General features: G+C 74.3%; 24 protein-coding genes. 13 read left to right on the plus strand and 11 right to left on the minus strand.

Features of this window, described 5'->3' with window-relative positions; genetic code table 11:
* Window positions 1–13 precede the first annotated feature (13 nt).
* The gene (locus tag IE109_RS18065) at window positions 14–919 is read left to right on the plus strand and encodes a LysR family transcriptional regulator (protein WP_189551932.1); all 906 of its coding nucleotides are present in this window, start codon (window positions 14–16) and stop codon (window positions 917–919) included.
* Window positions 920–986: 67 nt separating this feature from the next.
* Here IE109_RS18065 and IE109_RS18070 read toward each other — a convergent pair whose 3' ends face one another.
* Both IE109_RS18070 and IE109_RS18075 read right to left on the minus strand, forming a co-directional pair.
* Window positions 987–1511, minus strand: a complete 525-nt coding sequence (locus IE109_RS18070; RefSeq protein WP_189551933.1) for a Rieske (2Fe-2S) protein — start codon at window positions 1509–1511, stop codon at window positions 987–989.
* A gap of 75 nt (window positions 1512–1586) precedes the next feature.
* The gene (locus IE109_RS18075) at window positions 1587–3719 is read right to left on the minus strand and encodes a S9 family peptidase (protein ID WP_189551934.1); all 2133 of its coding nucleotides are present in this window, start codon (window positions 3717–3719) and stop codon (window positions 1587–1589) included.
* 34 nt (window positions 3720–3753) lie between these two features.
* On the opposite strand from IE109_RS18075, the gene IE109_RS18080 reads away from it, so the two are divergent.
* The 7 genes from IE109_RS18080 (at window position 3754) to IE109_RS18110 (ending at window position 9826) form a co-directional block, all read left to right on the plus strand.
* Window positions 3754–4632: a HipA family kinase gene (locus IE109_RS18080; RefSeq protein WP_189551935.1), complete on the plus strand. Its 879-nt coding sequence runs from the start codon at window positions 3754–3756 to the stop codon at window positions 4630–4632.
* Window positions 4629–5012: a DUF3037 domain-containing protein gene (locus IE109_RS18085; RefSeq protein ID WP_189551936.1), complete on the plus strand. Its 384-nt coding sequence runs from the start codon at window positions 4629–4631 to the stop codon at window positions 5010–5012. Before IE109_RS18080 ends, IE109_RS18085 begins: the two co-directional genes overlap by 4 nt.
* Before the next feature lie 146 nt (window positions 5013–5158).
* The gene (gene fabG, locus IE109_RS18090; protein ID WP_189551937.1) at window positions 5159–5920 is read left to right on the plus strand and encodes a 3-oxoacyl-ACP reductase FabG; all 762 of its coding nucleotides are present in this window, start codon (window positions 5159–5161) and stop codon (window positions 5918–5920) included.
* 17 nt (window positions 5921–5937) lie between these two features.
* Window positions 5938–6705: an SDR family oxidoreductase gene (locus tag IE109_RS18095; RefSeq protein ID WP_189551938.1), complete on the plus strand. Its 768-nt coding sequence runs from the start codon at window positions 5938–5940 to the stop codon at window positions 6703–6705.
* 119 nt (window positions 6706–6824) lie between these two features.
* Window positions 6825–8402 carry an ABC transporter substrate-binding protein gene (locus IE109_RS18100; RefSeq protein ID WP_189551939.1) on the plus strand — a complete coding sequence of 526 codons (1578 nt, stop codon included), beginning with the start codon at window positions 6825–6827 and terminating at the stop codon, window positions 8400–8402.
* 116 nt (window positions 8403–8518) lie between these two features.
* On the plus strand, window positions 8519–9202 hold the full coding sequence (ung, locus tag IE109_RS18105) for a uracil-DNA glycosylase (RefSeq protein WP_189551940.1): 684 nt from the start codon (window positions 8519–8521) through the stop codon (window positions 9200–9202).
* 225 nt (window positions 9203–9427) lie between these two features.
* Window positions 9428–9826: a hypothetical protein gene (locus IE109_RS18110; RefSeq protein WP_189552164.1), complete on the plus strand. Its 399-nt coding sequence runs from the start codon at window positions 9428–9430 to the stop codon at window positions 9824–9826.
* A gap of 129 nt (window positions 9827–9955) precedes the next feature.
* Here IE109_RS18110 and IE109_RS18115 read toward each other — a convergent pair whose 3' ends face one another.
* Both IE109_RS18115 and IE109_RS18120 read right to left on the minus strand, forming a co-directional pair.
* Window positions 9956–10438 (minus strand): hypothetical protein, encoded by a 483-nt coding sequence (locus tag IE109_RS18115; protein WP_189551941.1) that lies wholly within the window; start codon window positions 10436–10438, stop codon window positions 9956–9958.
* A gap of 101 nt (window positions 10439–10539) precedes the next feature.
* The gene (locus IE109_RS18120; RefSeq protein ID WP_189551942.1) at window positions 10540–11130 is read right to left on the minus strand and encodes a TetR/AcrR family transcriptional regulator; all 591 of its coding nucleotides are present in this window, start codon (window positions 11128–11130) and stop codon (window positions 10540–10542) included.
* An 83-nt stretch (window positions 11131–11213) separates the two neighbouring features.
* On the opposite strand from IE109_RS18120, the gene IE109_RS18125 reads away from it, so the two are divergent.
* Both IE109_RS18125 and IE109_RS18130 read left to right on the plus strand, forming a co-directional pair.
* Window positions 11214–12449, plus strand: a complete 1236-nt coding sequence (locus IE109_RS18125; protein WP_189551943.1) for an FAD-dependent monooxygenase — start codon at window positions 11214–11216, stop codon at window positions 12447–12449.
* A 10-nt stretch (window positions 12450–12459) separates the two neighbouring features.
* Window positions 12460–13368: a Gfo/Idh/MocA family protein gene (locus IE109_RS18130; RefSeq protein ID WP_189551944.1), complete on the plus strand. Its 909-nt coding sequence runs from the start codon at window positions 12460–12462 to the stop codon at window positions 13366–13368.
* On the opposite strand, the gene lnt is transcribed toward IE109_RS18130, so the two are convergent.
* The 5 genes from lnt to IE109_RS18155 form a co-directional block, all read right to left on the minus strand.
* Complete coding sequence (lnt, locus tag IE109_RS18135) at window positions 13289–14965, minus strand: apolipoprotein N-acyltransferase (protein ID WP_189551945.1); 1677 nt, start codon at window positions 14963–14965, stop codon at window positions 13289–13291. The genes IE109_RS18130 and lnt overlap by 80 nt on opposite strands.
* Window positions 14966–15134: 169 nt before the next feature.
* Window positions 15135–15350 (minus strand): hypothetical protein, encoded by a 216-nt coding sequence (locus tag IE109_RS18140; RefSeq protein WP_189551946.1) that lies wholly within the window; start codon window positions 15348–15350, stop codon window positions 15135–15137.
* A 401-nt stretch (window positions 15351–15751) separates the two neighbouring features.
* Entirely contained in the window at window positions 15752–15931 is a 180-nt protein-coding gene (locus tag IE109_RS18145) for a hypothetical protein (RefSeq protein WP_189551947.1), read from the minus strand.
* A 129-nt stretch (window positions 15932–16060) separates the two neighbouring features.
* Window positions 16061–16936: an undecaprenyl-diphosphate phosphatase gene (locus IE109_RS18150; protein ID WP_189551948.1), complete on the minus strand. Its 876-nt coding sequence runs from the start codon at window positions 16934–16936 to the stop codon at window positions 16061–16063.
* A gap of 140 nt (window positions 16937–17076) precedes the next feature.
* The gene (locus tag IE109_RS18155) at window positions 17077–17532 is read right to left on the minus strand and encodes a winged helix-turn-helix transcriptional regulator (RefSeq protein WP_189551949.1); all 456 of its coding nucleotides are present in this window, start codon (window positions 17530–17532) and stop codon (window positions 17077–17079) included.
* 231 nt (window positions 17533–17763) lie between these two features.
* Between IE109_RS18155 and IE109_RS18160 the strand changes: the two genes are divergently transcribed.
* Window positions 17764–18933, plus strand: a complete 1170-nt coding sequence (locus IE109_RS18160) for a thiolase family protein (RefSeq protein ID WP_189551950.1) — start codon at window positions 17764–17766, stop codon at window positions 18931–18933.
* Window positions 18934–18982: 49 nt separating this feature from the next.
* Here IE109_RS18160 and IE109_RS18165 read toward each other — a convergent pair whose 3' ends face one another.
* Entirely contained in the window at window positions 18983–19690 is a 708-nt protein-coding gene (locus tag IE109_RS18165; RefSeq protein ID WP_189551951.1) for a TVP38/TMEM64 family protein, read from the minus strand.
* 350 nt (window positions 19691–20040) lie between these two features.
* Here IE109_RS18165 and tuf point away from each other — a divergent pair, with 350 nt between their 5' ends.
* Together tuf and IE109_RS18175 are read left to right on the plus strand one after the other, a co-directional pair.
* On the plus strand, window positions 20041–21210 hold the full coding sequence (gene tuf, locus IE109_RS18170) for an elongation factor Tu (RefSeq protein ID WP_189551952.1): 1170 nt from the start codon (window positions 20041–20043) through the stop codon (window positions 21208–21210).
* Between the two features lie 243 nt (window positions 21211–21453).
* Window positions 21454–22245, plus strand: coding sequence for a spermidine synthase (locus IE109_RS18175; RefSeq protein ID WP_189552165.1), 792 nt, complete (start codon window positions 21454–21456; stop codon window positions 22243–22245).
* On the opposite strand, the gene IE109_RS18180 is transcribed toward IE109_RS18175, so the two are convergent.
* Complete coding sequence (locus IE109_RS18180) at window positions 22207–23523, minus strand: MFS transporter (protein WP_189551953.1); 1317 nt, start codon at window positions 23521–23523, stop codon at window positions 22207–22209. The two genes, IE109_RS18175 and IE109_RS18180, sit on opposite strands and share 39 nt — an antisense overlap.
* Window positions 23524–23568: the final 45 nt, after the last annotated feature.

A 23568-nucleotide genomic window follows, 5' to 3' on the forward strand; every position in this document is an offset into this window, starting at 1 on the left:
TAGCATTGCTTACATGTTGAACCTGGAGCGCCTGCGGACCCTCGACGCCCTCGCCCGCCACGGCTCGGTGAGCGGCGCGGCGGACGGGCTGCACGTGACGACCTCGGCGGTGTCGCAGCAACTCGCCAAACTGGAGCGGGAGGTGGGCCAGCAGCTCGTCGCCAAGAACGGGCGCGGCGTGCGGCTGACCGACGCGGGCCTGCTGCTGGCCGACCACGCGGCGCGGATCCTGTCCCAGGTGGAGCTGGCGCAGGCGGACATCGAGGCCCAGCGCGGCCAGGTGGTGGGCGAGGTGCGGCTGGCCGGGTTCCCCACGGCGGCGCGCGGGCTGTTCCCGGCGGCCATCACCGCACTGCGCGGGGACCACCCCGACCTGGTCGTCCGGATCAGCGAACTGGAGCCCGAGCAGGGTGTCCGCAAGGTGCTGCGCGGCGACATGGACCTGGCCGTCGTGCTCGACTGGAGCAACAAGCGGCTTCCCGTGCCCGCCGGTCTGGCCAGGGCGGAGCTGCTGGACGACACCGCCGACGTGGCGCTGCCGGCCGGGCACCCCCTCGCCGGGCGGGCGGAGCTGGACCTGGAGGAGCTCGCCGACGAGGACTGGGTGTCGTGGCCGGAGGGCGAGTTCTGCTACGAGTGGCTGATGTTCACCCTGCGCTCGAAGGGCATCGAGCCGCGCATCGCGCACCTGGCCGGCGAGCACCACACCCAGCTGGCGCTGATCCGGGCGGGCCTCGGGGTGTGCGTCACGCCCCGGCTGGGGCGCGGAGCGGTCCCGGAGGGCGTCGCCCTGGTGCCCGTACGCCATCGGATGCGACGGCACATCTACGCGGTGTGGCGCACGGACGCGGATCGCCGGCCTTCGATCAGGGCGGCGGTGGAGGCGCTGCGCGAGGTGGGCCTGGCGGTCGGCAGCTGACGGGTGGCGGGTGACGGCGGTCGCGGGCGGGGTCGGGGCGGCACCTCGGCCGGCGCCCGACCCGGGATCACGCCAGCTTGATCACACCGCCCTCGACGGTGATCGGCGCGGGCGGCAGCGGGGCGGTGGCCGGGCCCGCCTTGACACTGCCGTCCGCCGCGTCGAACGCGCTGCCGTGGCAGGGGCAGTTGATGACCCCGTCGGCGACGTCCTTGACCGCGCAGCCCGCGTGCGTGCACTTCGAGGAGAACGCCTTGAACGCGCCCGCCGTCGGCTGGGTCACCACGACATCCCCGACGACCTTGCCCCCGCCCTCGGGGATGTCCGTCGTCCTCGCCAGCACCTTGCCGCCGGAGCCCGATCCGGCACCCGGCCCCGATCCGGCACCCGGCCCCGATCCGGCACCCGGCCCCGATTCGGCACCGGGGGCGGCTCCGGTGCCGCCCCCGCCCGCCGGGGCGTTCCCGACGGACGCTGCTGGGGAGTCCGATTCCCCGCAGGCGGTGAGCACGGCGGCCAGGCCGGCCCCGCTCGCCGCGGCGACGACCGTACGGCGCGCCACCGCCCTGCCGGTCCCCTGCGATCCGGTCATTACGGCACCCCTTCCCTGGTGGTCGACCCGACGCCGACGCGTCATGCAGGAGTACGGGAGGGCCGCCGGGGCCGTTCACCCACCCAGGGACCTCTTCAGGAACGCCACCTCCGCCGTCAACTGGCCACTGACCACCTCTTCGCGGGTGACCTGGTGTGTCGCGCCGGGGAGCGGGACGAATGAATGCGGCCGACCGGCCGCCAGCAGCGCGGCGGAGAACCGCAGGGTATGGGCGGCCACCACATTGTCGTCGGCGAACCCGTGCATCAGCAGCAGTGGCCGGGTCAGCAGGTGTGCGTGCGCCACATGGGAGGAGCGCATGTAGTTCTCCGGCTGGACATCGGGGTGGCCGAGGAAGCGCTCCTCCCAGTGGGTGTCGTACAGCAGGCGGTCGGTCGGAGCCGCGCCCGCCACGGCCGCGTGGAACACGTCCGGCCGGTGGAGCACCGCGCCGATCGCGAGGTAGCCGCCGTACGACCAGCCCCGGACGCCCACCCGCGCGAGGTCCAGGTCCGGGTACCGCTCGGCCGCCGCGCGCAACGCGTCCACCTGGTCCTCCAGGGGCGCGGTCAGCCGGTCGCCGTGGATCGCCGTCTCCCACGCCCGGCCGCGCCCCGGGGTGCCGCGCCCGTCGGTGACCAGCACCGCGAAGCCCTGCTCGGCGAACCACTGCGCCACCGCGCCGTACCAGCCGCTCGCCCGCACGGCCAGTTGGACGCCGTGCCCGGCGTACGGGCTGAGCAGCACGGGCAGCCGGCCCGAGCCCGGCACGTGCCAGGACGGCAGGTGGAGGTGGGCGCGCAGCTCCCGCGCGCCAAGCGACAGGTGGACCGGCCGGGGCGTCACCGGGGGCGACGCGGTGAGCACGGCGATGCTCCCGGCGGGCGTCCCGCCGCGCAGGACCGTCACCGTCCGCCCCTCGGGCGTCCGGCTGTCCAGGACCACGGTGTCACCGCCCATCGCCGCCGTGTGCACGCCCTGCTCCCGGCTGACCCGGTCGAACCCGGTCTCCGGGTCGTACGCCCACACGTGCGTCTCGGCGGGGTCCTCGCTCGCGGTGAAGAACACCCGTTCGCCGGCCGCGCCCAGAACGGCCCGGACCTGCAGTCCCGGCGGACTCGGCACGCCGCCGACGCGCAGGCCGCGTGCGTCGTCGCGTACGGCGGCGACGACCGGCGTCCCGGAGGCGGTCCGCAGCGGGACGCCCGGCGTGAGGTCCACCCAGGCGGGGTCGGTGCGCAGCGCCAGGGGGCGGGTCGCGCCGGTGGCGGGGTCGACGGCCAGCCACCGGACCGACCGCTGGTCGCGCGTCTGGACCTCGGCGAACGGCCCGGCGCCGTCCCACCCGGCGGCCGTGACGTACTCGTACCGGGTGTCCGTCCACTCGCCCGGCGGATGGGCCGCCGCGTCCGCCCGCTCCGGCAGCCGGACGGGTGTCCGCCGCCCGCCGAGGCGCAGGACGTGCAGCGACACCTCGGCGTTGGCCGTGCCGGCGGCCGGGTAGCGGACGGCGCGCGGCGGCCTCGCCGGATCGGCGGGGTCCGCGAGGTACCACCGGCCCACGCGCGCGTGGTCCGTCCGCACCACCAGCAGGGCGTCCCCGTCCGGGGACCACCAGTGGCCGCGCAGCCGTCCGACCGACTCGGCCGACACGTGGTCCGACAGCCCGTACGTCACCTCCGGACCCTCCGGCACGGCCAGCGGCCGGTCCTGAGACCCGTCGGCGGTGCGGACGACGCGCAGGACCCCGTCCGTCACGTACGCGACCAGCGAACCGTCCGGCGAGAGCCTCGGGTCGACGGCCGGCCCCGCCGTCGGGACCCGCCACGGGGCGCCGCCGCCGGTGCGCACCGTCCACACCGCGCCGCCCAGCGCGAACACCGCCACCCGCGCGTGCCGGTCGACGGCGTAACCGGTCACGCCGGTCGACGTCACCCGGGCCCGCTCCCGGCGCACCCGCTCCGCCTCCGGCACGTCGTCCTCCGCGTCGCCGCCCAGGGCGGCCGGGTCGGCGAGCAACCGCTCCTCGCCGTCCTCGTACAGCCACAGCCGCCCGGCCGGGTCGGTCCCGGAACCGGTGCGCACGAACAGCACCCGCCGGCCGTCCGGGGAGACGGTGAAGGCGCCGGGAGCGCCCAGTGAGAAGCGGCGGGTGCGGGCGAACCGACGGGGGAAACCGGGCACTTGGAGGGTCGTCGCGGCGATCATGGGGAGGATCATGACAGCCACGTAGGCTGGGGGAATGCTTTCCGAAGTCACAGCGACCCGCTACGTCACGCCCTTGCGTGAGGGCGGCTCGCTCCCCGGGATCGTCGAGGCCGACGACCTCGGCACGTACGTCATGAAGTTCACCGGCGCGGGGCAGGGCCGCAAGACCCTCGTGGCCGAGGTCGTCTGCGGGCAGCTCGGCCGCCGGCTCGGCCTGCGCGTGCCGGAGCTGGTCACCATCCAGCTGGACCCCGTCATCGGACTCGGCGAGCCCGATCAGGAGGTGCAGGAGCTGCTCAAGGCGAGCGGCGGGCTGAACCTCGGCATGGACTACCTGCCCGGGTCGCTCGGGTTCGACCCGCTCGCCTACACCATGGACCCGGTGGAGGCGGGCCGGGTCGTCTGGTTCGACGCCCTGATCAACAACGTCGACCGCTCCTGGCGCAACCCCAACATGCTGGTCTGGCACGGCGAGCCATGGCTGATCGACCACGGCGCCACCATGATCTGGCACCACAACTGGCCCGGCGCGCGGGCCTCCGCCGCCAAGCCCTACGACGCCTCGGACCACGTCCTCGCCCCCTTCGCGCCCGACGTCGACGCCGCCGCGGCCGAGCTCGCGCCCCTGGTCACCGAGGAACTCCTGACCGAGGTGGCCGCCGACGTCCCCGACGAGTGGCTGGTCGGCGAACCGGGCTTCGACACGCCCGACGCGCTGCGCCGGGCCTACGTCGAGGCGCTGCTGCCGCGCGCCGCCACCATCCACGAGCGGCTCACCCTGGGGAAGCGGACCGAACGGGGGCCGTCCCGGGCGCCCGGGTGGCTCACCGACCACCTGACCCCCTGGCCGCACCCCACCAAGGACGGCGGGACCGGCGGGATCGGCGCGAGGACCGAGGACGGCACCACGTGAGCGGCCGGGACGTCTTCGAGTACGCGCTGCTGCGAGTCGTGCCGCGGGTCGAGCGCGGTGAGTGCTTCAACGCCGGCGTGGTGGTCTACTGCCGCGCCAAGGCTCTCGTGTGCGCCCGTACGCACCTGGACGAGGCGAAGCTGCGGGCCCTGGACCCGGCGGCCGACGTGACCGGCGTACGGGCCGCCCTGCACGCAGTGGAGGGCCTCTGCCAGGGCGGTGATCACGCCGGGCAGGCGGCGCGCGACGACGCCGGGCGGCGCTTCCGGTGGCTGATCGCACCGCGCTCCACCGTGGTCCAGCCCGGGCCGGTGCACACGGGGCTGACCGCCGATCCGGAGGGCGAGGCGGAACGCCTGCTCGACCTGCTGGTGCGCTGAGTGACCGGGCGCACCCGGCGGGCCGTTGACACCGGGTGCCAGGGTCTCTAGCGTCTCGTCTGCTGAAGGTACTAAGCGGTCGCTCACCGGCATGGACGTTGCCGGCCGAGCCGCTTATCCGGGATCCAAGGGCGAGGAGAACCAGCATGTCCACCACCGAGCAGCGCGTCGCCGTCGTGACCGGGGCCGCGCGGGGCATTGGCGCCGCCACCGCGGTCCGGCTCGCGGCCGAGGGTCGCGCCGTCGCCGTACTCGACCTCGACGAGGCGGCCTGCAAGGACACCGTCGAGAAGATCACCGCGGCGGGCGGCAAGGCCGTCGCCATCGGCTGCGACGTCTCCGACGGCGCCCAGGTGGAGGCCGCCGTGGCGCGCGTCGCCACCGAGCTCGGGGCGCCGACGATCCTCGTCAACAACGCGGGCGTGCTGCGCGACAACCTGCTGTTCAAGATGAGCGAGTCCGACTGGGACACGGTCATGAACGTGCACCTGAAGGGCGCGTTCCTGATGGCCAAGGCCTGTCAGAAGCACATGGTCGACGCGGGCTTCGGCCGCATCGTCAGCCTCTCCTCGTCCTCCGCGCTCGGCAACCGAGGCCAGGCCAACTACGCCGCAGTCAAGGCCGGCCTCCAGGGCTTCACCAAGACCCTCGCCAAGGAGCTCGGCAAGTTCGGCATCACGGCCAACGCCGTGGCGCCCGGCTTCATCGTCACCGAGATGACCGCCCAGACCGCCGCGCGCGTGGGCATGGGCTTCGAGGAGTTCCAGGCCGCCGCCGCCACCCAGATCCCCGTCCAGCGCGTCGGCCGGCCCGAGGACGTCGCCCACGCGATCGCCTTCTTCACGGGTGACGACGCCGGCTTCATCTCGGGCCAGGTCATGTACGTGGCCGGCGGCCCGCTCAACTGAACGGAAGGGTGACGGTCATGACCGCACAGGAACTGCCCCCGCTGTCCGGCAAGGTCGCCCTGGTGACGGGCGCCAGCCGGGGCATCGGCTACGGCGTCGCGGAGGCCCTCGTCGCGCGTGGCGACCGGGTCTGCATCACCGGCCGCGGCGAGGAGGCGCTCAAGGAGGCCGTCGAGAAGCTGGGCGCCGACCGCGTGATCGGCGTCGCCGGCAAGGCCCACGACGAGGCGCACCAGGCCCTGGCCGTGGAGCGCACCATGGAGGCGTTCGGCCGCGTCGACCACCTGATCAACAACGCGGGTACGAACCCGGTCTTCGGGCCCATGGCCGAGATGGACCTGAACGTCGCGCGCAAGGTCTTCGAGACCAACGTCATCTCCGCCCTCGGCTTCGCCCAGCAGACGTGGAAGGCGTGGCAGAAGGACAACGGCGGCGCCATCGTGAACATCGCGTCCGTCGCGGGCATCGCGCCGTCGCCGTTCATCGGCGCCTACGGCATGAGCAAGGCCGCCATGGTCAACCTGACCCTCCAGCTGGCGCACGAGTTCGCCCCCCGGGTCCGGGTCAACGCGATCGCCCCGGCCGTCGTGAAGACGAAGTTCGCCCAGGCCCTGTACGAGGGCCGCGAGGCCGAGGCCGCGGCCGCGTACCCGCTGGGCAGGCTGGGGGTGCCCGAGGACATCGGCGGCGCCGCCGCGTTCCTCACCTCCGACCAGTCGGACTGGATCACCGGCCAGACGCTGGTCGTCGACGGCGGAATCTTCCTCAATGCCGGAGTCGGCTGATCCGGATTTACCCGGTTGACCGCTGAATGCCTCGAGTGCCCCGCCCGGCCACCACATTGACCTGGCGGGGCACTGCGGTATGGTCGGCCGACCCATGGCTGAACGAGGAGCGTGCGCACGTGTTCAACCGGACCAGTCTGCAGGCGGCTGCAGCCCTTGCGTCCATATCCCTGCTGGCGGGATGCAGCCTCTTTTCGGGCGATGACGCCGATGGGGAGAGCAAGATCGTAGTCGGTACGACGAGCGAACCCAGCACGCTCGACCCCGCCGCTGCCTGGGACGGTTCCTGGGAGCTCTACCGGAACGTCTTCCAGACCCTGCTGAGCTTCCCGACCGGCAGCGCGACCCCCCAGCCGGACGCGGCCGAGTGCAAGTTCACCGACACCGTGAGCAAGGTCTTCGAGTGCCGGCTCAAGGAAGGGCTGGCGTTCTCCGACGGGGCCGAGCTCGACGCCCGCGCCGTGAAGCACTCCATCGACCGGATCCGCACGATCAACGCCAAGGGTGGCCCCGCCCCGCTCCTCGGGTCCCTCGACAAGATCGTCACCAGTGGCGACCTGACCGTCACGTTCCAGCTGAAGAAGTCGGACGCCACCTTCCCCTACATCCTGGCCACGCCCGCCATGTCCATCGTCCCGCCGGACCGCTACCCTGCGGACGCGCTGCGCGAGGACGGCAAGCTCACCGGTTCCGGCCCCTACGTGCTGGACTCGTACGAAGAGGGCACCCGGGCCGAGCTGACCAAGAACCCCACCTACAAGGGGTTCGCCAACCGCAAGAACGACGCCGTCACCATCCGGTACTTCAAGGAGTCCGAGGCGATGGTCGGCGCTCTCCGCAAGAAGGAGATCGACGCCACCTACCGCGGTCTGACCGCCGAGGAAGTCGTCCAGTTGCAGGAGAAGAGCCCGGAGAACGAGGGGCTCCAGCTGGTCGAGTCGACCGGCGCGGACATCCGCTACCTGGTGTTCAACGCCCAGGACCCGTCCGTGAGCAAGGTCGCCGTCCGCCGGGCGATCGCCCAGGTCGTCGACCGCGACGCGCTGGTCGCCAAGGTGTACCAGGGCACCGCCGAGCCGCTCTACTCCATGGTCCCCAAGGGCATCGCCGGACACACCACCGCCTTCTTCGACCGGTACGGCGACCCGGACGTCGGCAAGGCGGAGAAGCTCCTGGAGGAGGCGGGCGTCGACGGACCCGTCGACCTGACCCTCTGGTACACCACCGACCGCTACGGATCGGCCACCGAATCGGAGTTCCAGGAGCTCAAGCGGCAGCTGGAGGCGTCCAAGCTGTTCCGCGTGACCCTGAAGGGCAAGCCGTGGAAGGAGTTCCAGGCGGGCTACCAGAAGGGCCAGTACCCGGCGTTCGGCCGTGGCTGGTTCCCCGACTTCCCGGACCCGGACAACTTCATCGCACCGTTCGTCGGCAAGGAGAACGTGCTGTCCACGCCGTACGTCCGGCCGGAGATCACCGACCAGCTGCTCCCCAAGTCGCGCAAGGTCAGCGACCGGGGAGCGGTCACCGAGGAGTTCGAGCGGGCGCAGGAGATCCTGGTGGACGACGTCCGGCTGCTGCCGCTGTGGCAGGGCAAGCTCTACATCGCGGCGAGCGAGGAGATCGCCGGCGGTGAGCGCGCGCTCGACCCGCAGACGGTCCTGCAGATGTGGGAGTTGCAGCGCAAGACCAGTTGGTGAGCCGGGCGGGGACCGCCGGACCGGACGGCGGGCGCCCGGCGGCGGGACCGGTTGTCAGTGGTCGCCGGTAGGTTCTGTGAACAGACAAGGCGATCACCCCACCGGAGGTTGTTGACGTGACCGACACCGACATGCTGCCCGAGTCCTGGCGCGGCGTCCTCGGAGACGAGCTGCAGAAGCCCTACTTCGAGCAGCTCACCGAGTTCGTCGAGGAGGAGCGGGCGAAGGGGCCGGTCTATCCGCCGCGCGAGGAGGTGTTCGCCGCCCTCGACGCCACTCCGTACGACGAGGTCAAGGTCCTCATCCTCGGCCAGGACCCGTACCACGGCGAGGGGCAGGGGCACGGACTGTGCTTCTCCGTGCGGCCGGGCGTCAAGACGCCGCCCTCGCTGCGCAACATCTACAAGGAGATGCAGGAGGAGCTCGGGCACCCCGTGCCGGACAACGGCTACCTGATGCCGTGGGCCGAGCAGGGTGTCCTGCTCCTCAACGCGGTGCTGACGGTCCGGGCCGGCGAGCCCAACTCCCACAAGGGCAAGGGGTGGGAGAAGTTCACGGACGCGGTGATCCGCGCGGTGGACGCGCGGCCCGACCCCGTCGTCTTCGTGCTGTGGGGCAACTACGCGCAGAAGAAGCTGCCGCTGATCGACGAGAGCCGCCACGTGGTGGTGAAGGGCGCGCACCCCTCGCCGCTGTCCGCGAAGAAGTTCTTCGGCTCCCGCCCCTTCACCCAGATCGACAAGGCCGTCGCCGATCAGGGGCACGAGCCGATCGACTGGCGCATCCCCGACCTGGGCTGACCTCCGGCACCGGCTCGCCCGGGCGTCGTGCCGGGCGGAGTCGCCTCGCAGCGCGCCCCGCCTGAGCGGCATCGCGGGCGACTGCGGATAGCGTCGGAACACCGTCCCGGCCTCGCCGGCCCGGGGCCGGTCGCCGACGGACGAGTGGAGGCCGCAGTGCGGGAGCAGCAGCAGGACGCGTCGGACGCGTCGGAGGACGCCGTCCTGACCAGGATCGGGCAGACGATGATGCTGCTCCACGGAGGCGACCGGGAGGAGGCGCGCAACCGCTTCGGCCGCCTGTGGGAGCAGCTCGGCGCGGACGGCGACCCCCTTCAGCGGTGCACCCTGGCGCACTGCATGGCCGATGCCCAGGACGACCCGTACGACGAGCTGGCCTGGGACCTGCGTGCGCTGACCGCCGCCGAGGGGGTGGGCGGCGGCGGTCACGTGGCGGTGCGGGCCCTGTACCCCTCGCTGCACCTCAACCTCGCGGCCGACTACGTCAAGCTGCGGCGCCCCGACGCCGCGCGGATCCACCTGGACCGCGCCCGCGCCGCCTCCGCCACCCTGGACGACGATCGGTACGGAGCCGGAGTCCGCGCCGCCATCGCCCGCCTGGCGGAGCGCCTCGCCGCCGAGTGACCCCGCTTCCGCGGGGGCGGGGAAGCCGGGCCGCCGCCGGGCGGGCCCGCTCCGGAGCGCCGCTGTCGCGCGGTGCGCGGAATCCGTACGCGTACGCCTCCCGGGCGAGGGCCCGTACGGCCTGGCGGGTCAGTGGCCGTACGCCTCCCGGCAGAGCTCGGCCTGCCGGCTGTGCGGGTCCCAGCCGCCGTGGGCGCGGCCGAGGGCGCACACGTCGGGGACGGTGCCCGTGACCGCGACGGTCGGCAGGGCCGGGGGGCGGACCCGGGGGAGCTGCTCGCGGAGTCGCTCCGGTGGGGACACCCGGGGCTGCCGGGCGGCGGGTGGCGCCGCGTGCGGGGTGGCGGGCGGCGCGGCGCCCGGCGCCCGGTCGGACACGGCCCGGGACGGGGGCCGCGGCGCGGGCTCGGCGGCCGGCGGCGGCAGCGCCGCCTCCAGCGCCTCCCGGGCGGGGCCCTCGACGATCTGCGGCGCGGCGTCCTGCTCCGCCGCGCGGCTCGCCTCCGGGGCGGCCGGTACGACAGCGGGGCCCGCGTCCACCGCCACGCACCCGGAGACGGCGGCCACGGCGACGGCCGCCAGCACCCTCGCTGCGATTCTGGTTCGATGCACCCAGCAACTCTGCTCGCTCACCGACCCGTTGAGACTCCCTACCGGTGGTTATTGGCCCGCACGGGTGATGGCCGGCGGTGCGGGTGCGGCCGTCGGAGGGATCAGCGCCCGGCCGGAGGGCGGCCGAAGAGCATGCCGCCGAGCAACTCGGCGAAGCCGGTGCGCAGTTCCTCCCGGCTCGGTGCGGCGGAGTGGAACGGCCCCACCGCGCAGGAGAACATCACCCCCTCGCACCAGGCGATCAGGGACAGCGTGTGCGCTTCGGGCCGGGCCGAGCCCGCCGCGCGCATCAGCGCCGTCAGCGGCTCCCTGAACCGGCGGCCGGTCTCGTCGTAGAACGCGCGCAGCTCCGGGCGGCGGGTGGCCTCCAGGGCCAGCTCGTAGCGGGCGACGAGCAGCTCGCGATGGCCGGTCAGGTAGCGGTGCAGGGCCAGGGACACGGCGTCCAGTAGTCCGTCCGGGTCGGCGTCCGGGTCCGGCAGCTCCTCGACGTTCAGGACCTGCGCCTCCCGGTCGGCGAGCCGGCGGACCGCCGTCTCCAGGAGGGCCTGCCGTGTGCGCGCGCTGTTGGACGTCGACCCCTGGGGGAGTCCGGCGGCCTCGTCCACCGCGCGGTGGGTCAGCCCGCGCATGCCCCGCTCGGCGAGCAGGGCCAGGGCGGTGTCGGCGATCAGGTCGGCACGTGCGGTCATACGGACAACCTACCGCCCGCACTACATCCGTAGTACGGTAAGGAGGTCACTACAGCTGTAGTAAACGGCCTCCCGGAGGAGCCATGGACAACCGGACCACCACGCCCCACGCCGTCGTCATCGGCAGCGGGATCGGTGGCCTCACCGCCGCCGTCGCCCTGCACGCCCGTGGCTGGCGCGTCACCGTCCTGGAGCGCGCCGCGTCGCTCCAGCCGGTCGGCGCCGGCATCGGCCTGGCGCCCAACGCGCTGCGCGCCCTCGACGTCATCGGCGCCGGCGACGACATCCGCGCCCTCGCGACCTGGCAGGGCGACGGCGGCATGCGCGCCCCCGACGGCCGCTGGCTCGCCCGGACGAGCGCGCGGGCGGCCACCGAACGGTTCGGCGACCTGCTGGTCCCCGTCCACCGGGCCACGCTCATCGACATCCTCGCCTCCCGCCTGCCGGACGGAACCGTCCGCACCGGCACCCCCGGCACGCTCACCGACCCGGGGGCCGCCGCCGGGGGCCGCCGCGCCGTGGTCACCACCCCGGACGGCGACCTGCCGGCCGACCTCGTCATCGGCGCCGACGGCATCAACTCCGCCGTCCGCCCCGTACTGTTCCCCGGCCACCCCGAGCCGTCGTACGCGGGCCTCACCACCTGGCGCGTCGTCGTGCCCGCCCCCGACCGGCCCTTCGCCCCCCACGAGACCTGGGGCCGCGGAGCACTCTGGGGCACCCAGCCGCTCAAGGACGGCCGCGTCTACGCCTACGCGGCGGCCGTCGCCCCCGCGGGCACACGCGCCCCCGACGACGAACGCGCCGAACTGCGGCGCCGCTTCGCCGACTGGCACGACCCGATCCCCGCCCTCATCGACGCCGCCGCCCCCGGCCAGGTCCTCCGGCACGACGTCCGCCACCTCACCACCCCGCTGCCCGCCTTCCACCGGGGCCGGACCCTGCTGCTCGGCGACGCCGCCCACCCCATGGCCCCCATGCTCGGACAGGGCGGCAACCAGGCCATCGAGGACGGCGTCGTGCTCGCCCACCACCTGCCGCCCCACGGCGACCCCGGCGCCGGACTCGCCGCGTACTCGGCCGCCCGCGTACCGCGCACCACCGGCGTCGTCCGCGCGTCCGCCCGCGTCGCCCGGCTGCTGACGTTCACCAGCGCCCCCGCCGTCGCCGTGCGGGAGACCCTGATGTCCCTCTCGCGCTTCGGCCCCGGCCTCGCGCTGCGCGCCTTCGACGGGATCGCCGACTGGCGACCGCCCCAGCGCACGTATTCTGACCGGGCGCAGGGCCCCGGGGACGGGCACGAGCACGCACGGCGATAGGGAGACCACTGTGAAGATCGGCTGCATCGGACTCGGCGACATCGCGCGGAAGGCCTACCTGCCGGTGCTCACCACCGTCCCGGGAGCCGAACTGCACCTCCAGACCCGTACCCCGGCCACCCTCTCCCGGGTCGCCGGGACCTACCACGTGCCCGCCGGCCGGTGCCACACCGACCTGGACTCGCTGCTGGCGGCCGGGCTCGACGCGGCGTTCGTGCACGCCCCGACGTCCGCGCACGCCGAGATCGTCAGCCGGCTGCTCGAAGCCGGCGTGCCGACGTACGTGGACAAGCCCCTGGCGTACGAACTCGCCGACTCCCGCCGCCTGGTGGAGCTCGCCGAGCGGCGCGGCGTCAGCCTCGCCGTCGGGTTCAACCGCCGCCTCGCACCCGGCTACGCGCAGTGCCTGGACCACCCGCGCGAGCTGATCCTCATGCAGAAGAACCGGGTCGGGCTGCCCGAGGACCCGCGCACCCTGGTCCTGGACGACTTCATCCACGTCGTCGACACCCTGCGCTTCCTGCTGCCCGGACAGGTCGAGCACACCGGCGTCCGGGCCCGGATCCGCGACGGCCTGCTGCACCACGTCGTGCTCCAGCTGTCCGGCGACGGCTTCACCGCCATCGGCATGATGAACCGGATGAACGGCTCCACCGAGGAGATCCTCGAAGTGTCAGGGCAGGACACCAAGCGCCAGGTCGTCAACCTCGCCGACGTCATCGACCACAAGGGGCAGCCCACCGTCCGCCGGCGCGGCGACTGGGTGCCGGTCGCCCGCCAGCGCGGGATCGAGCAGGCCGTGCACGCCTTCCTCGACGCCGTACGGGCCGGGCACAGGCTCAGCGCCCGGGACGCACTCGCGACCCATGAGCTGTGCGAGCGGGTGGTACGGGAGTGCCTGGAGCAGTCCGCCGCCTGAGCCACCGGCCGCCCGCCGAGGCGCCCAGCGCCGCCAGCACCGCCAGCGCCCCGTACACCGCCCAGTCGCCGAACCGGACGTAAGGGGTCGTCGTCGCGCCGGCCAGCGGAACCTCGTACACCGCGGCCGCGCCGAGCTCCGTACCGAGCGGGGCGCCGACGCGGCCGCCGTCCGGCCCGTACACCGCGCTCACCCCGGTCAGCGTCGCGTGCACCATCGGCCTTCCCGTCTCGGCGGCCCGCAGCGCCGCCAGCGAGGCGTGCTGCCCGGGCGCCCAGCTGTCCTGGAACGTCGACGTCGCCGACTGCGCCACCAGCACCCGCGCGCCCTCACGGACCAGGTGACGGCTCATGTCGGGGAACGCCGTCTCGAAGCAGACCAGCGGGCCCAGCCGCAGCCCGCGCTCCCCGGCCGTCATCACCACCGGCCGGTCACCGCGCCGGCGGTCCTCGGCCGCCGCCTTGCCGACCGACGTGGCCCAGCCCAGCACGGAACGGAACGGGACGTACTCTCCGAACGGCACCAGCCGCATCTTGTCGTACCGTTCGCCCGTGGTGCCTTCGGGGCCCACCAGGACGCTGCTCTTGTAGATGCCCGGCCGGTCGGCGCGGCGCGCGTCCACGTTGACCAGCACCTCCGCGCCGACCAGCCGCGACAGAGCCGAAAGCCGTTCGGCGTACTCGGGCCGAGCCGTCAGGTCCGAACCGACGCTGCTCTCGCCCCACACCACCAGGTCCACGTCACCCCGGCCGGCCAGCTCCCGCGTCAGCTCCTCGCCCCGGGCGAACCGCCGTTCCGCCCCGCCCGCCCCGTCGATGACGCCCGGCTGCACGACGGCGACCCGGACGTGCCCGGCCGTTTGGGGGGCCGGCGACCACCACCCGGCCGCCGCGACGGCGACCGCGCACGCGGTGAGTCCCCCCGCCGCCGTCAGCCGCAGGGCGCGCACCGACACCAGCAGGGCCACCGCCGTGTTGACCGCCACCACGAGCAGCGTCACCAGCCACACGCCGCCCAGTGACGCCACCCGCAGGGCGGCCGGCACCTGCCACTGACTGGCCCCCAGCAGCCCCCACGGTCCGCCCAGGCCCTCCCAGGACCGGACCAGTTCGACCACCAGCCAGCCCGACGGCACGACGGCGAGCGCCGCCGAGGCACGCGCGCGTGACGGCGCCCCGGCCAGCATCAGCCGCACCAGCGCACCCCACGGCGCCCACAACAGCCCGAGCAGCGCGGCGAGGAGCAGGATGAACACGTGCAGGCTCGGCATCAGCCAGTGGTGGACGGCCAGCATGAACCCGGTACCGCCCAGCCAGCCGTCCAGCGCCGCCCGGCGTCCGGTGGGGGCCGTGCGGACCAGCAGCATCCAGGGCACCAGCGCCACGTACGCCCACCACCACAGGGACGGCGCGGGGAAGGCGAGCGCGGGCAGGGCTCCCGCCGCCACGGCGGCCCCGCCCCGCCACCAGGGCGACTCCGGCCGCCACCAGGGCGACGCCGACCGCGCTGCCGCCGGCCGTCGTTCCTCGTCGGCGCGCCGGCCGACCACGTTCCCCTTGCGCCCCCCGTCGCCCCGCCGGGCGACCGCGTTCCGCATTCCGCGCCTCCTCGCGCAGTGGGCTCCGCTGACGCCTCCAGTGTGCGGGAACCGCTCATTCCGCCGACAGTACGCCCCGGTCGCGCCGCCTGGGGGCCCGGCGGGGACCGGGTGCCGGTGCGCCGGGCGGCATTGCGCCCGGGGCCGCGACCGGGGCCGCCCCGGTGCGTCAGGCGGCCTCCCAGTGGTGGGCCCGGCCGCCGCGCCATTCCACGAGGCGGGGGTCGTCCAGCGACACGTCCGCCTCGTCCAGCCCGGCGCGCCTCAAGAACTCCAGGAGGTCCGCGTCGTTGTGCGCGAGCCCCGCGATCCGTCCGCGAATCGTGACGCGCCGCCCGCCGCCGGGGGAGGGGCGGTGCACGACGACGGGTGTCTGGCCGGCCATGGGACCAGGGTGCGCCGCGCGGCGGGTGATCGCAGCACGAGCGGCCACCGGCCCGGGGGGCGGCGGGGGGACGGCGACGAGCCGGTTCACACGGGGTGTGAACGCCATGCGTGCGTATGTGTGCCGTGCGCCCTCGCGCCGGACCCCGTCGTGCGGGAGGCTCGCAGCGCGTACCCGGGACGGAGGACCCGGGCATCGGGCCGCCGGTCACCCCCCTGCCGGCGGCCCCCGCGCGTGTCCGCGAGCCCCGGCCGTCGGGCTGCCGGCGACCGCCGGATGCGGTCCGGCAGGGTGCGGGCGGCCTCGTCGAGGTCAACGTCGGCCGGAGCCCGGAGGCGGAGCCCGGAAGCGGAGCCCGGAGGCGGAGCCCGGAAGCGCAGGCGCCCGGGGGTCGCCGAGGGTTACGCGGCCTCGGTGACGTCCCCCTGCGGCGACGAGCGGGCGTACTGGAGCACCAGGGCGCTGTAGATCCGCTGCTCGTCCGGCGACAGCTGCCCGCCCGAGCGCACCCACAACTCGCGGATCGCCGCGTTCAGGGCTTCGGCGTCCGGGGTGGGCAGGTCGTCGGGGGATCGGGTCATGGCACCCAGCGTAGGCAGAGGGCCGGGGGGTCCGGCTACTTCTGGGGGTGCTTTGTGACCAACCTCCCCCGGGCCGGCCCCTGTGGCCGGTGTCTCGACGCTCCCGGCGGGCCGGGGGTCAGGGGGCGGTCAGCCGCCGGACTCGCCGGCGTGCGGGCTGAGGACACCGAGGCCGACCAGTGCGAACAGCACCAGGCCGAGCAGGATCCGGTAGATCACGAACGGCATGAAGCTCTTGGTCGTGATGAACTTCATGAACCACGCGATCACCGCGTACCCGACCCCGAAGGCGACGACCGTCGCGAAGATCGTCGGGCCCCACGACACATGACCGCCCTCGGTCGCGTCCTTGAGCTCGAACAGGCCGGAGGCCAGCACCGCGGGGATGGCGAGGAGGAACGAGTACCGGGCCGCCGCCTCGCGGGTGTAGCTCATCAGCAGGCCGCCGCTGATCGTCGCGCCGGACCGGGAGACGCCGGGGATCAGCGCCATCGCCTGGCACATGCCGAAGATCAGGCCGTCCCTGACGCCGAGGTCCGTCAGGGTCTTCCGCTCGGGCGCGGCGCGGTGCCGCCCGCCCTCCTCCACCCGGGCCGCCAGCCGGTCGGCGATGCCCAGGACGATGCCCATGACGATCAGGGTCGTGGCGATCAGGCGCAGGTCGCGGAAGGGGCCCTCGATGTGGTCCTTGAGGGTGACGCCGAGCACGCCGATGGGGATGGAGCCGACGATGACCAGCCAGCCCATCTGGGCGTCGTGGTCGGCGCGCATCGCGCTGTTCGTCAGCGAGCGGAACCAGGCGGAGACGATGCGCGCGATGTCCTTGCGGAAGTAGATGAGTACGGCCGCCTCCGTACCGATCTGGGTGATCGCCGTGAAGGCCGCGCCGGGGTCGTGCCAGCCCGCGAAGGCCGCGGTGAGGCGCAGGTGCGCGCTGGATGAAATGGGGAGGAACTCCGTCAGCCCCTGGACGAGCCCGAGGATGAGTGATTCGAACCAATTCATGGGGCTACGGCCGTCCCGAAGGTGCTCGTGCGGTCAATGGGGGGCGGCCGCTGATCGACGGCCGGTCGGTGCGCAGCGTACAGCCCCCAGGTGAATGAACCGGTCCCAGGCCCCGGCCGGAGCCGCGTGGGCCGGCCGTCTCAGGCCCCGGCCGGGCCCGCCGTGGTCCAGCCCGGGGCCCGCACGTGGGGGGTCAGGCTGTCGGTGGGCGCCTGTCCGCCGCAGTGGGCGCACACCACGACGGGGCTGAGCGGGGCGCCGCAGGAGTGTTCGACGACGGTGGGCGGCTCGGCGTTCAGGTACCGGTCGCCCCATGCCATCAGGGTGAGCAGGACGGGGTGGAGGTCGCGCCCCGCGTCGGTGGGCCGGTACTCGAAGCGGGGCGGGCGCTCGCTGTAGGCGGCCTTCTCCAGGATGCCCGCGTCGACGAGGCGGCGGAGGCGGGCGGTCAGGACGTCGCGGGGGGCGCCGGTGTTGCGGGCGATGCGGTCGAAGCGGCGTACGCCCAGGAACACCTCGCGCAGCACCAGGAGCGCGTACTTCTCCCCGACGAGCGCCAGGGTGTCCGCGATCGAACAGGGGCGGGGCTCCTTCATGCGGCGTCCTCCATGCGGTCGGTCCAGGTCGTGCCGGGTCGGTCCAGGTCGTGCCGGGTCGGTGCGGGACACCTCGTACGGGTCGGTACGGGACACGCCGTACCGGTCCACACGGGCCGCACACCCAAGAGGGTTGGATTTCCCAACCCACTCGGCTAGGTTACCGGTTCCCAGGTAAGTCCAGATTTCCAACTCACTCGCCCACTCCCGCGCGAAAGAGGAGCCGTACCCATGCGCGACGCCGTCATCGTCGAGGCCGTCCGGACCCCCATCGGCAAGGGGAAGCGGAACGGTGCCCTGGCCGGAACCCACCCCGTCGAGCTGCTCTCCCACACCCTCCGCACACTCGTCGAGCGCAGCGGGATCGATCCCGCGCTCGTCGACGACGTGATCGGCGGCTGTGTCGACCAGGTCGGCGAGCAGGCCATGAACACCACGCGGTACGCCTGGCTGGGCGCCGGGCTGCCCGAGTCGGTGCCGGCCACCACCGTCGACCGCCAGTGCGGCTCCTCCCAGCAGGCGACGCACTTCGCCGCGCAGGGCGTGCTGTCGGGCGCGTACGACATCGCCGTCGCGTGCGGCGTCGAGTCGATGAGCCGCGTCCCCATGTGGTCCAACGTGCCGCCCGGCGCCGACCCCTTCGGCCCCGGTGTCGCCGCCCGCTACCCCGAGGGCCTGGTCCCGCAGGGCATCAGCGCCGAGCTGATCGCGGCCAAGTGGTCCATCGACCGCACGGCGATGGACGAGTACGCGGTGACGTCGCACCGGCGCGCCGCCGCCGCCTGGACGGGCGGGCTGTTCGACGCCGAGGTGGCGCCCCTCGCGGACCTCAGCAGCGACGAGTGCGTCCGGCCCGGCACGACGCCGGAGGTGCTGGCCGGGCTGCGGCCCGCGTACCACGACCCGGCCTTCGCCGAGCGGTTCCCGCAGATCGCCTGGTCCGTCACCGCCGGCAACGCCAGTCCCGTCAACGACGGGGCGTCGGCCGTGCTGGTCATGTCCGGCGACACCGCCCGGCGGCTGGGTCTCCGGCCGCTCGCCCGGCTGCACAGCTTCGCCGTCACCGGCTCCGACCCGCTGCTGATGCTGACCGGCGTGATCCCGGCGACCGAGAAGGTGCTGCGCAGGGCCGGACTCCGGCTCGACGACATCGACCTGTTCGAGGTCAACGAGGCCTTCGCCGCCGTCGTCCTCGCCTGGCAGCAGGAGACCGGCGCCGACCTGGCCCGCGTCAACGTCCACGGCGGGGCGATCGCGCTGGGCCACCCGCTGGGCGCCAGCGGCACCCGGCTGACGACGACGCTGGTCCACGCCATGCGTGAACGCGGGGCCCGCTACGGCCTCCAGACGATGTGCGAGGCGGGCGGACTGGCCAACGCCCTGGTCCTCGAGGCGCTGTGAGCGTCACCGGAGCGCTGTGGGGGAGCACCGGCCCCCCGGCCGGCGGTGCTCACCGGCTGTCGCGCAGGCGGTGCCGCTTGCACCAGGCGACCACCGCCCCGCCCAGCCCGCTCAGCACGATGAACCCCATCGCGAACAGGAAGGCGGGCGAGGTCGGCGACGCGGCCTCGCTCCCGGCCACCACGTAGGCCGCCGTGTTCGGGATGGACCCCAGCCCCGTCGCCAGCAGGAACGGCGCGTACCCCATCCGCGACACCGCGGCGCAGTAGTTGGCGGCGGCGAACGGCACCCCCGGGAACAGCCGGATCGCCAGCATCGAACGGAACCCGTGCCGGCTCAACTGGCCGTCAGCCGCCTCCAGCCAGCGCCCCCGCACCAGCGGCCGCAGCGCGTCCTGGCCCAGCAGCCGGCCGAGCGTGAACGCGATGCCGGCGCCCAGCACCGTCCCGGCCACCGCCGCCGCGAGCCCCGCCTGCGAGCCGAACAGCGCCCCCGCCGCCAGGTTCAGGATCGGCCGCGGTACGAAGGCGGCGGTGCACAGCCCGTACGCCAGCGCGAACAGCACCACCGCGCCAGCGCCGCCCACCTGTGGTGGCCAGCCCGCCGCGAGCAGCCGCTGTGGCTCGTACAGCACCACGGTCACCGCGGCGGACGCGAGGACGACGAGGAGCAACGACAGCCGCGACCACGGCGACAGAAGGGCGCGGGAGCAGCGGACGGCGAGACCGGCCTGGGGCCTGGTGACGGGGTCGAGCATCCGGGGAGACTAACCGACATGGCCCGGTGATCGCCGTAACGTCCGCCTCACGCATGCCACAGCGGCCCCGGCGGCCCCATCGGCACCACCCGCCCCACCCGCGCCGAAATTCGGTCGACGCGGACGGCCGTCTCGGCCATGATCGGCGCATGTTCCGGTACGCCTTCCCCGCAGCGCCGTCCGCAGTCGCGGACGCGCCGAAGGCTGCCGTCGCCCCGGCGCTCCTGATCCTCGACGGCGCCCGAAGCTGACCCTCCCCCGTTCGTCCGGCGGACCCCGCAGGGGGAGGGTCGGCCAGGCCGCGGGGTCCCTCACACGCTTCGAGTTCCGGGAAGGAACCGCCAACAGCCATGCCCAAGACGGCATACGTGCGGACCAAGCCGCACCTCAACATCGGCACCATGGGCCACGTCGACCATGGCAAGACCACCCTCACCGCCGCCATCACCAAGGTCCTCAGCGAGCGCGGGACCGGCACGTTCGTGCCGTTCGACCGGATCGACCGGGCGCCGGAGGAGGCCCAGCGCGGCATCACCATCAACATCGCGCACGTCGAGTACGAGACCGACACCCGGCACTACGCGCACGTCGACATGCCCGGCCACGCCGACTACGTCAAGAACATGGTCACCGGGGCCGCTCAGCTCGACGGGGCGATCCTCGTCGTCTCCGCGCTCGACGGGATCATGCCGCAGACCGCCGAGCACGTGCTGCTCGCCCGCCAGGTCGGCGTCGACCACATCGTCGTCGCGCTCAACAAGGCCGACGCCGGCGACGAGGAGCTGACCGACCTGGTCGAGCTGGAGGTCCGGGAGCTGCTGACCGCCCACGGCTACGGCGGCGACGCCGTCCCCGTCGTACGGGTCTCGGGGCTGAAGGCCCTGGAGGGCGACCCGCGGTGGACCGGTGCCGTCGAGGCGCTGCTCGACGCGGTGGACACCTATGTGCCGATGCCCGTGCGGTACGTGGACGCGCCGTTCCTGATGCCGGTGGAGAACGTGCTCACCATCACCGGCCGCGGCACGGTCGTCACCGGTGCCGTCGAGCGCGGCACGGTACGGGTCGGCGACCGCGTGGAGGTGCTGGGCGCCGACACGGAGACGGTGGTCACCGGGCTGGAGACCTTCGGCAAGCCGATGGAGTCGGCCCAGGCGGGCGACAACGTGGCGCTGCTGCTGCGCGGGGTCCCGCGCGACGCGGTCCGCCGCGGTCACGTCGTGGCGGCTCCCGGGAGCGTCGCGCCGCGCCGCCGCTTCACCGCGCGGGTCTATGTCCTGTCCGGGCGCGAGGGCGGGCGGACCACGCCGGTCACGACCGGCTACCGGCCGCAGTTCTACATCCGCACCGCGGACGTCGTCGGCGACGTCGACCTCGGCGAGGCGGCCGTCGCGCGCCCCGGCGACACGGTCACCATGACCGTCGAGCTGGGCCGCGACGTGCCGCTGGAGCCGGGCCTCGGCTTCGCGATCCGCGAGGGCGGCCGTACGGTCGGCGCCGGCACGGTGACCGAGGTGCTGTGAGCAGCGCCGCCCGCCGCCGCCGGGGGGACGCCCCCGCGGCGGCGGGCGCGCGCCCGCCCGCCAGGCCGACCGGCCCGTCCGCGCCGCGCCCCCTCGGGTGCCCGCCGGACGCGCGGGACGGGGCGCCCGCCGCCCGGGCGGGGGGGGGCGTCGTCGCGGGGTGGGCACAATGGGGCGGTGAACGACCCCCGGCCCGAGCCGCTGCCCGTCCTGCGTGCCGTCGATCACGGCACCGCCAAGCTCATGCCCGACGTGGACCGCGACCGGGCGTGGCTGCTGACGATCGACGGCGCGCCCCAGTCGTACGTCGACCTCGACGACCCGGCGCACCTGGAGTTCGAGTACGCCCGCCGGCTCGCCCACGCCGTGGACTGCGCGGCGCCCGGGGGTGAGCCGCTCGACGTCGTGCACCTGGGCGGCGGGGCCCTCACCCTGCCGCGCCGGCTGGCCGTCACCCGGTCCGGCTCCCGGCAGGACGTCGTCGAGGCCGACCGGGGGCTCGTCGCGCTCGTGGCGGAACACCTCCCGCTGCCGCCCGGCAGCGGGATCACCGTGCACGGCGCGGACGCCCGGGCATGGCTGGAGGCGGCGCCCGCGCGGTCGGCCGACATCGTCGTCGCGGACGTCTTCGGCGGGTCGCGGGTGCCCGCGCACCTGACGTCCCTCGCGTACGCGCGCGCCGCGGAACGGGTGCTGCGGCCCGGCGGGACCTACGTGGCCAACCTGGCGGACGGCGCCCCCTTCGCGTTCCTCCGCTCCCAGCTGGCCACCTTCGCCGCCGTGTTCGCGCATCTCGCGCTGATCGCCGAGCCCGCCGTGCTGCGCGGCCGGCGGTTCGGCAACGCCGTGCTCGTCGCCTCGCGGGGGGAGATCGACACCGCGCGCCTGGCGCGGCTGGCCGCCGCCGACGCCTTCCCCGCGCGCGTGGAGCACGGCGAGTCGCTGGCCCGGTTCACCGGCGACGCGCGGCCGGTGCGCGACGAGGACGCCGTCCCGTCACCCGAGCCGCCCGGCGGGACCTTCGGCATCGGATGACGGTACGGGGACGGCCGCCTGCGCGGCGACCTCCTTCGTACGCCGCGTCAGGTTCCGTACGTCGGGCACCACCAGTACCAGTGCCGTCACCAGCACCACCAGGGCCGCGCAGCCCCACAGCGCCGGCGACCGGCCGAACGCGCTCTCCGCCGGTCCCGCCAGCGCCGTCGACAGCGGCAGCATGGCGGTCGAGCCGAACCAGTCGTACGCCGAGACCCGCGACAGCTTGTCCTCCGGGATCTCCTGGTGCAACGCGGTCATCCACGCCACACCGAAGATCTCCAGCGAGACGCCGCACACGAACATGGCGGCGATCAGCCCGCCCACCGGCAGCGGCACGGCCAGCGCGGCCGACGGCAGCGCCAGCGGGAAGACGCACAGGGTCCCGACCAGAAGCATCCGGCGCGGCTTCCAGCGCATCGCCAGCAAAGCCCCGCCCACCGTGCCGACCCCGAACGCCGCGAGCGCCAGGCCCCAGGGCCGCGCCCCGCCGAGTTCTTCCCGGGCGACCAGCGGCCCGTACACCGACTCGGCCGCGCCGACCACCGCCACCACGACCGAGAACTGGGCGACGATCGCCCAGAGCCAGGGGCGCCCCGCGAACTCCTGCCAGCCCTCGCGCAGGTCGGCCAGCAGCCCGCCCCCGGGCGGCCGCTCCCGGATGTGGCCGACGTCGAGGAAGGCGCGCAGCGCACCCGCCGCCGCGAACGCCGCCGCGTCGATGGCGAGCACCCAGCCGGGGCCGAACGCGGCGATCATCGCGCCGCCGAGCGCGGCGCCGCCGATGCCCGCGCCGTTCATGGCCATCCGGAACATGGCGAAGGCGCGGCTGGCCTGTTCGCCGCTGACGCTGGACATCAGCATGCCCTCGGCGGCCGGGTTGAAGAACGCCTGGCCGGTACCGCACAGGGCGGTGAGCAGCATCATCTGCCACAGCCGCGGTTCGCCCGCCAGCACCAGGACGGCGAACACCGCCTGGGAGGCGCAGTTGAGGGCGTTGGCCGCGACCATCACCCGGTGGCGGGGGAACCGGTCGGCCACCGCCCCGCCTATGAGGAGGAACAGGACGAGGGGCAGGGTGCGGGCCGCGGCCACCAGGCCCACGTCGCCGCCGTCGCCGCCCGTCTCCAGCACCGCGAAGGCCGCCGCGATCAGGGCGCCGTGGGTGCCCAGGTTGGTGACGATCGCGGCGGCGGTCAGCAGCGTGTAGTTGCGCCCGGCCCACTCGGGGCGCCGGGGGCGAAGGCCCTTGCGGGGGGCGGCAGCGGGAGTACTCACTCCCGGACTATCCCCGGCGACCCGCCCTCACGCCAAACCGATATC

The sequence above is a fragment of the Streptomyces lavendofoliae genome (genome assembly GCF_014649735.1).
In the GTDB taxonomy this organism is placed as follows: domain Bacteria; phylum Actinomycetota; class Actinomycetes; order Streptomycetales; family Streptomycetaceae; genus Streptomyces; species Streptomyces lavendofoliae.

Coding starts and splice junctions, on each gene's coding strand:
- IE109_RS18155 (WP_189551949.1), bottom strand. CDS start 17,532: ATGAAGGAGCCCCGCCCCTGTTCGATCGCGGACACCCTGGCGCTCGTC.
- tuf (WP_189551952.1), top strand. CDS start 20,041: ATGCCCAAGACGGCATACGTGCGGACCAAGCCGCACCTCAACATCGGC.
- IE109_RS18140 (WP_189551946.1), bottom strand. CDS start 15,350: ATGGCCGGCCAGACACCCGTCGTCGTGCACCGCCCCTCCCCCGGCGGC.
- IE109_RS18065 (WP_189551932.1), top strand. CDS start 14: ATGTTGAACCTGGAGCGCCTGCGGACCCTCGACGCCCTCGCCCGCCAC.
- IE109_RS18160 (WP_189551950.1), top strand. CDS start 17,764: ATGCGCGACGCCGTCATCGTCGAGGCCGTCCGGACCCCCATCGGCAAG.
- IE109_RS18110 (WP_189552164.1), top strand. CDS start 9,428: ATGATGCTGCTCCACGGAGGCGACCGGGAGGAGGCGCGCAACCGCTTC.
- lnt (WP_189551945.1), bottom strand. CDS start 14,965: ATGCGGAACGCGGTCGCCCGGCGGGGCGACGGGGGGCGCAAGGGGAAC.
- IE109_RS18125 (WP_189551943.1), top strand. CDS start 11,214: ATGGACAACCGGACCACCACGCCCCACGCCGTCGTCATCGGCAGCGGG.
- IE109_RS18080 (WP_189551935.1), top strand. CDS start 3,754: ATGCTTTCCGAAGTCACAGCGACCCGCTACGTCACGCCCTTGCGTGAG.
- fabG (WP_189551937.1), top strand. CDS start 5,159: ATGTCCACCACCGAGCAGCGCGTCGCCGTCGTGACCGGGGCCGCGCGG.
- IE109_RS18070 (WP_189551933.1), bottom strand. CDS start 1,511: ATGACCGGATCGCAGGGGACCGGCAGGGCGGTGGCGCGCCGTACGGTC.
- IE109_RS18175 (WP_189552165.1), top strand. CDS start 21,454: ATGCCCGACGTGGACCGCGACCGGGCGTGGCTGCTGACGATCGACGGC.
- IE109_RS18120 (WP_189551942.1), bottom strand. CDS start 11,130: ATGACCGCACGTGCCGACCTGATCGCCGACACCGCCCTGGCCCTGCTC.
- IE109_RS18165 (WP_189551951.1), bottom strand. CDS start 19,690: ATGCTCGACCCCGTCACCAGGCCCCAGGCCGGTCTCGCCGTCCGCTGC.
- IE109_RS18095 (WP_189551938.1), top strand. CDS start 5,938: ATGACCGCACAGGAACTGCCCCCGCTGTCCGGCAAGGTCGCCCTGGTG.
- IE109_RS18150 (WP_189551948.1), bottom strand. CDS start 16,936: ATGAATTGGTTCGAATCACTCATCCTCGGGCTCGTCCAGGGGCTGACG.
- IE109_RS18145 (WP_189551947.1), bottom strand. CDS start 15,931: ATGACCCGATCCCCCGACGACCTGCCCACCCCGGACGCCGAAGCCCTG.
- IE109_RS18075 (WP_189551934.1), bottom strand. CDS start 3,719: ATGATCGCCGCGACGACCCTCCAAGTGCCCGGTTTCCCCCGTCGGTTC.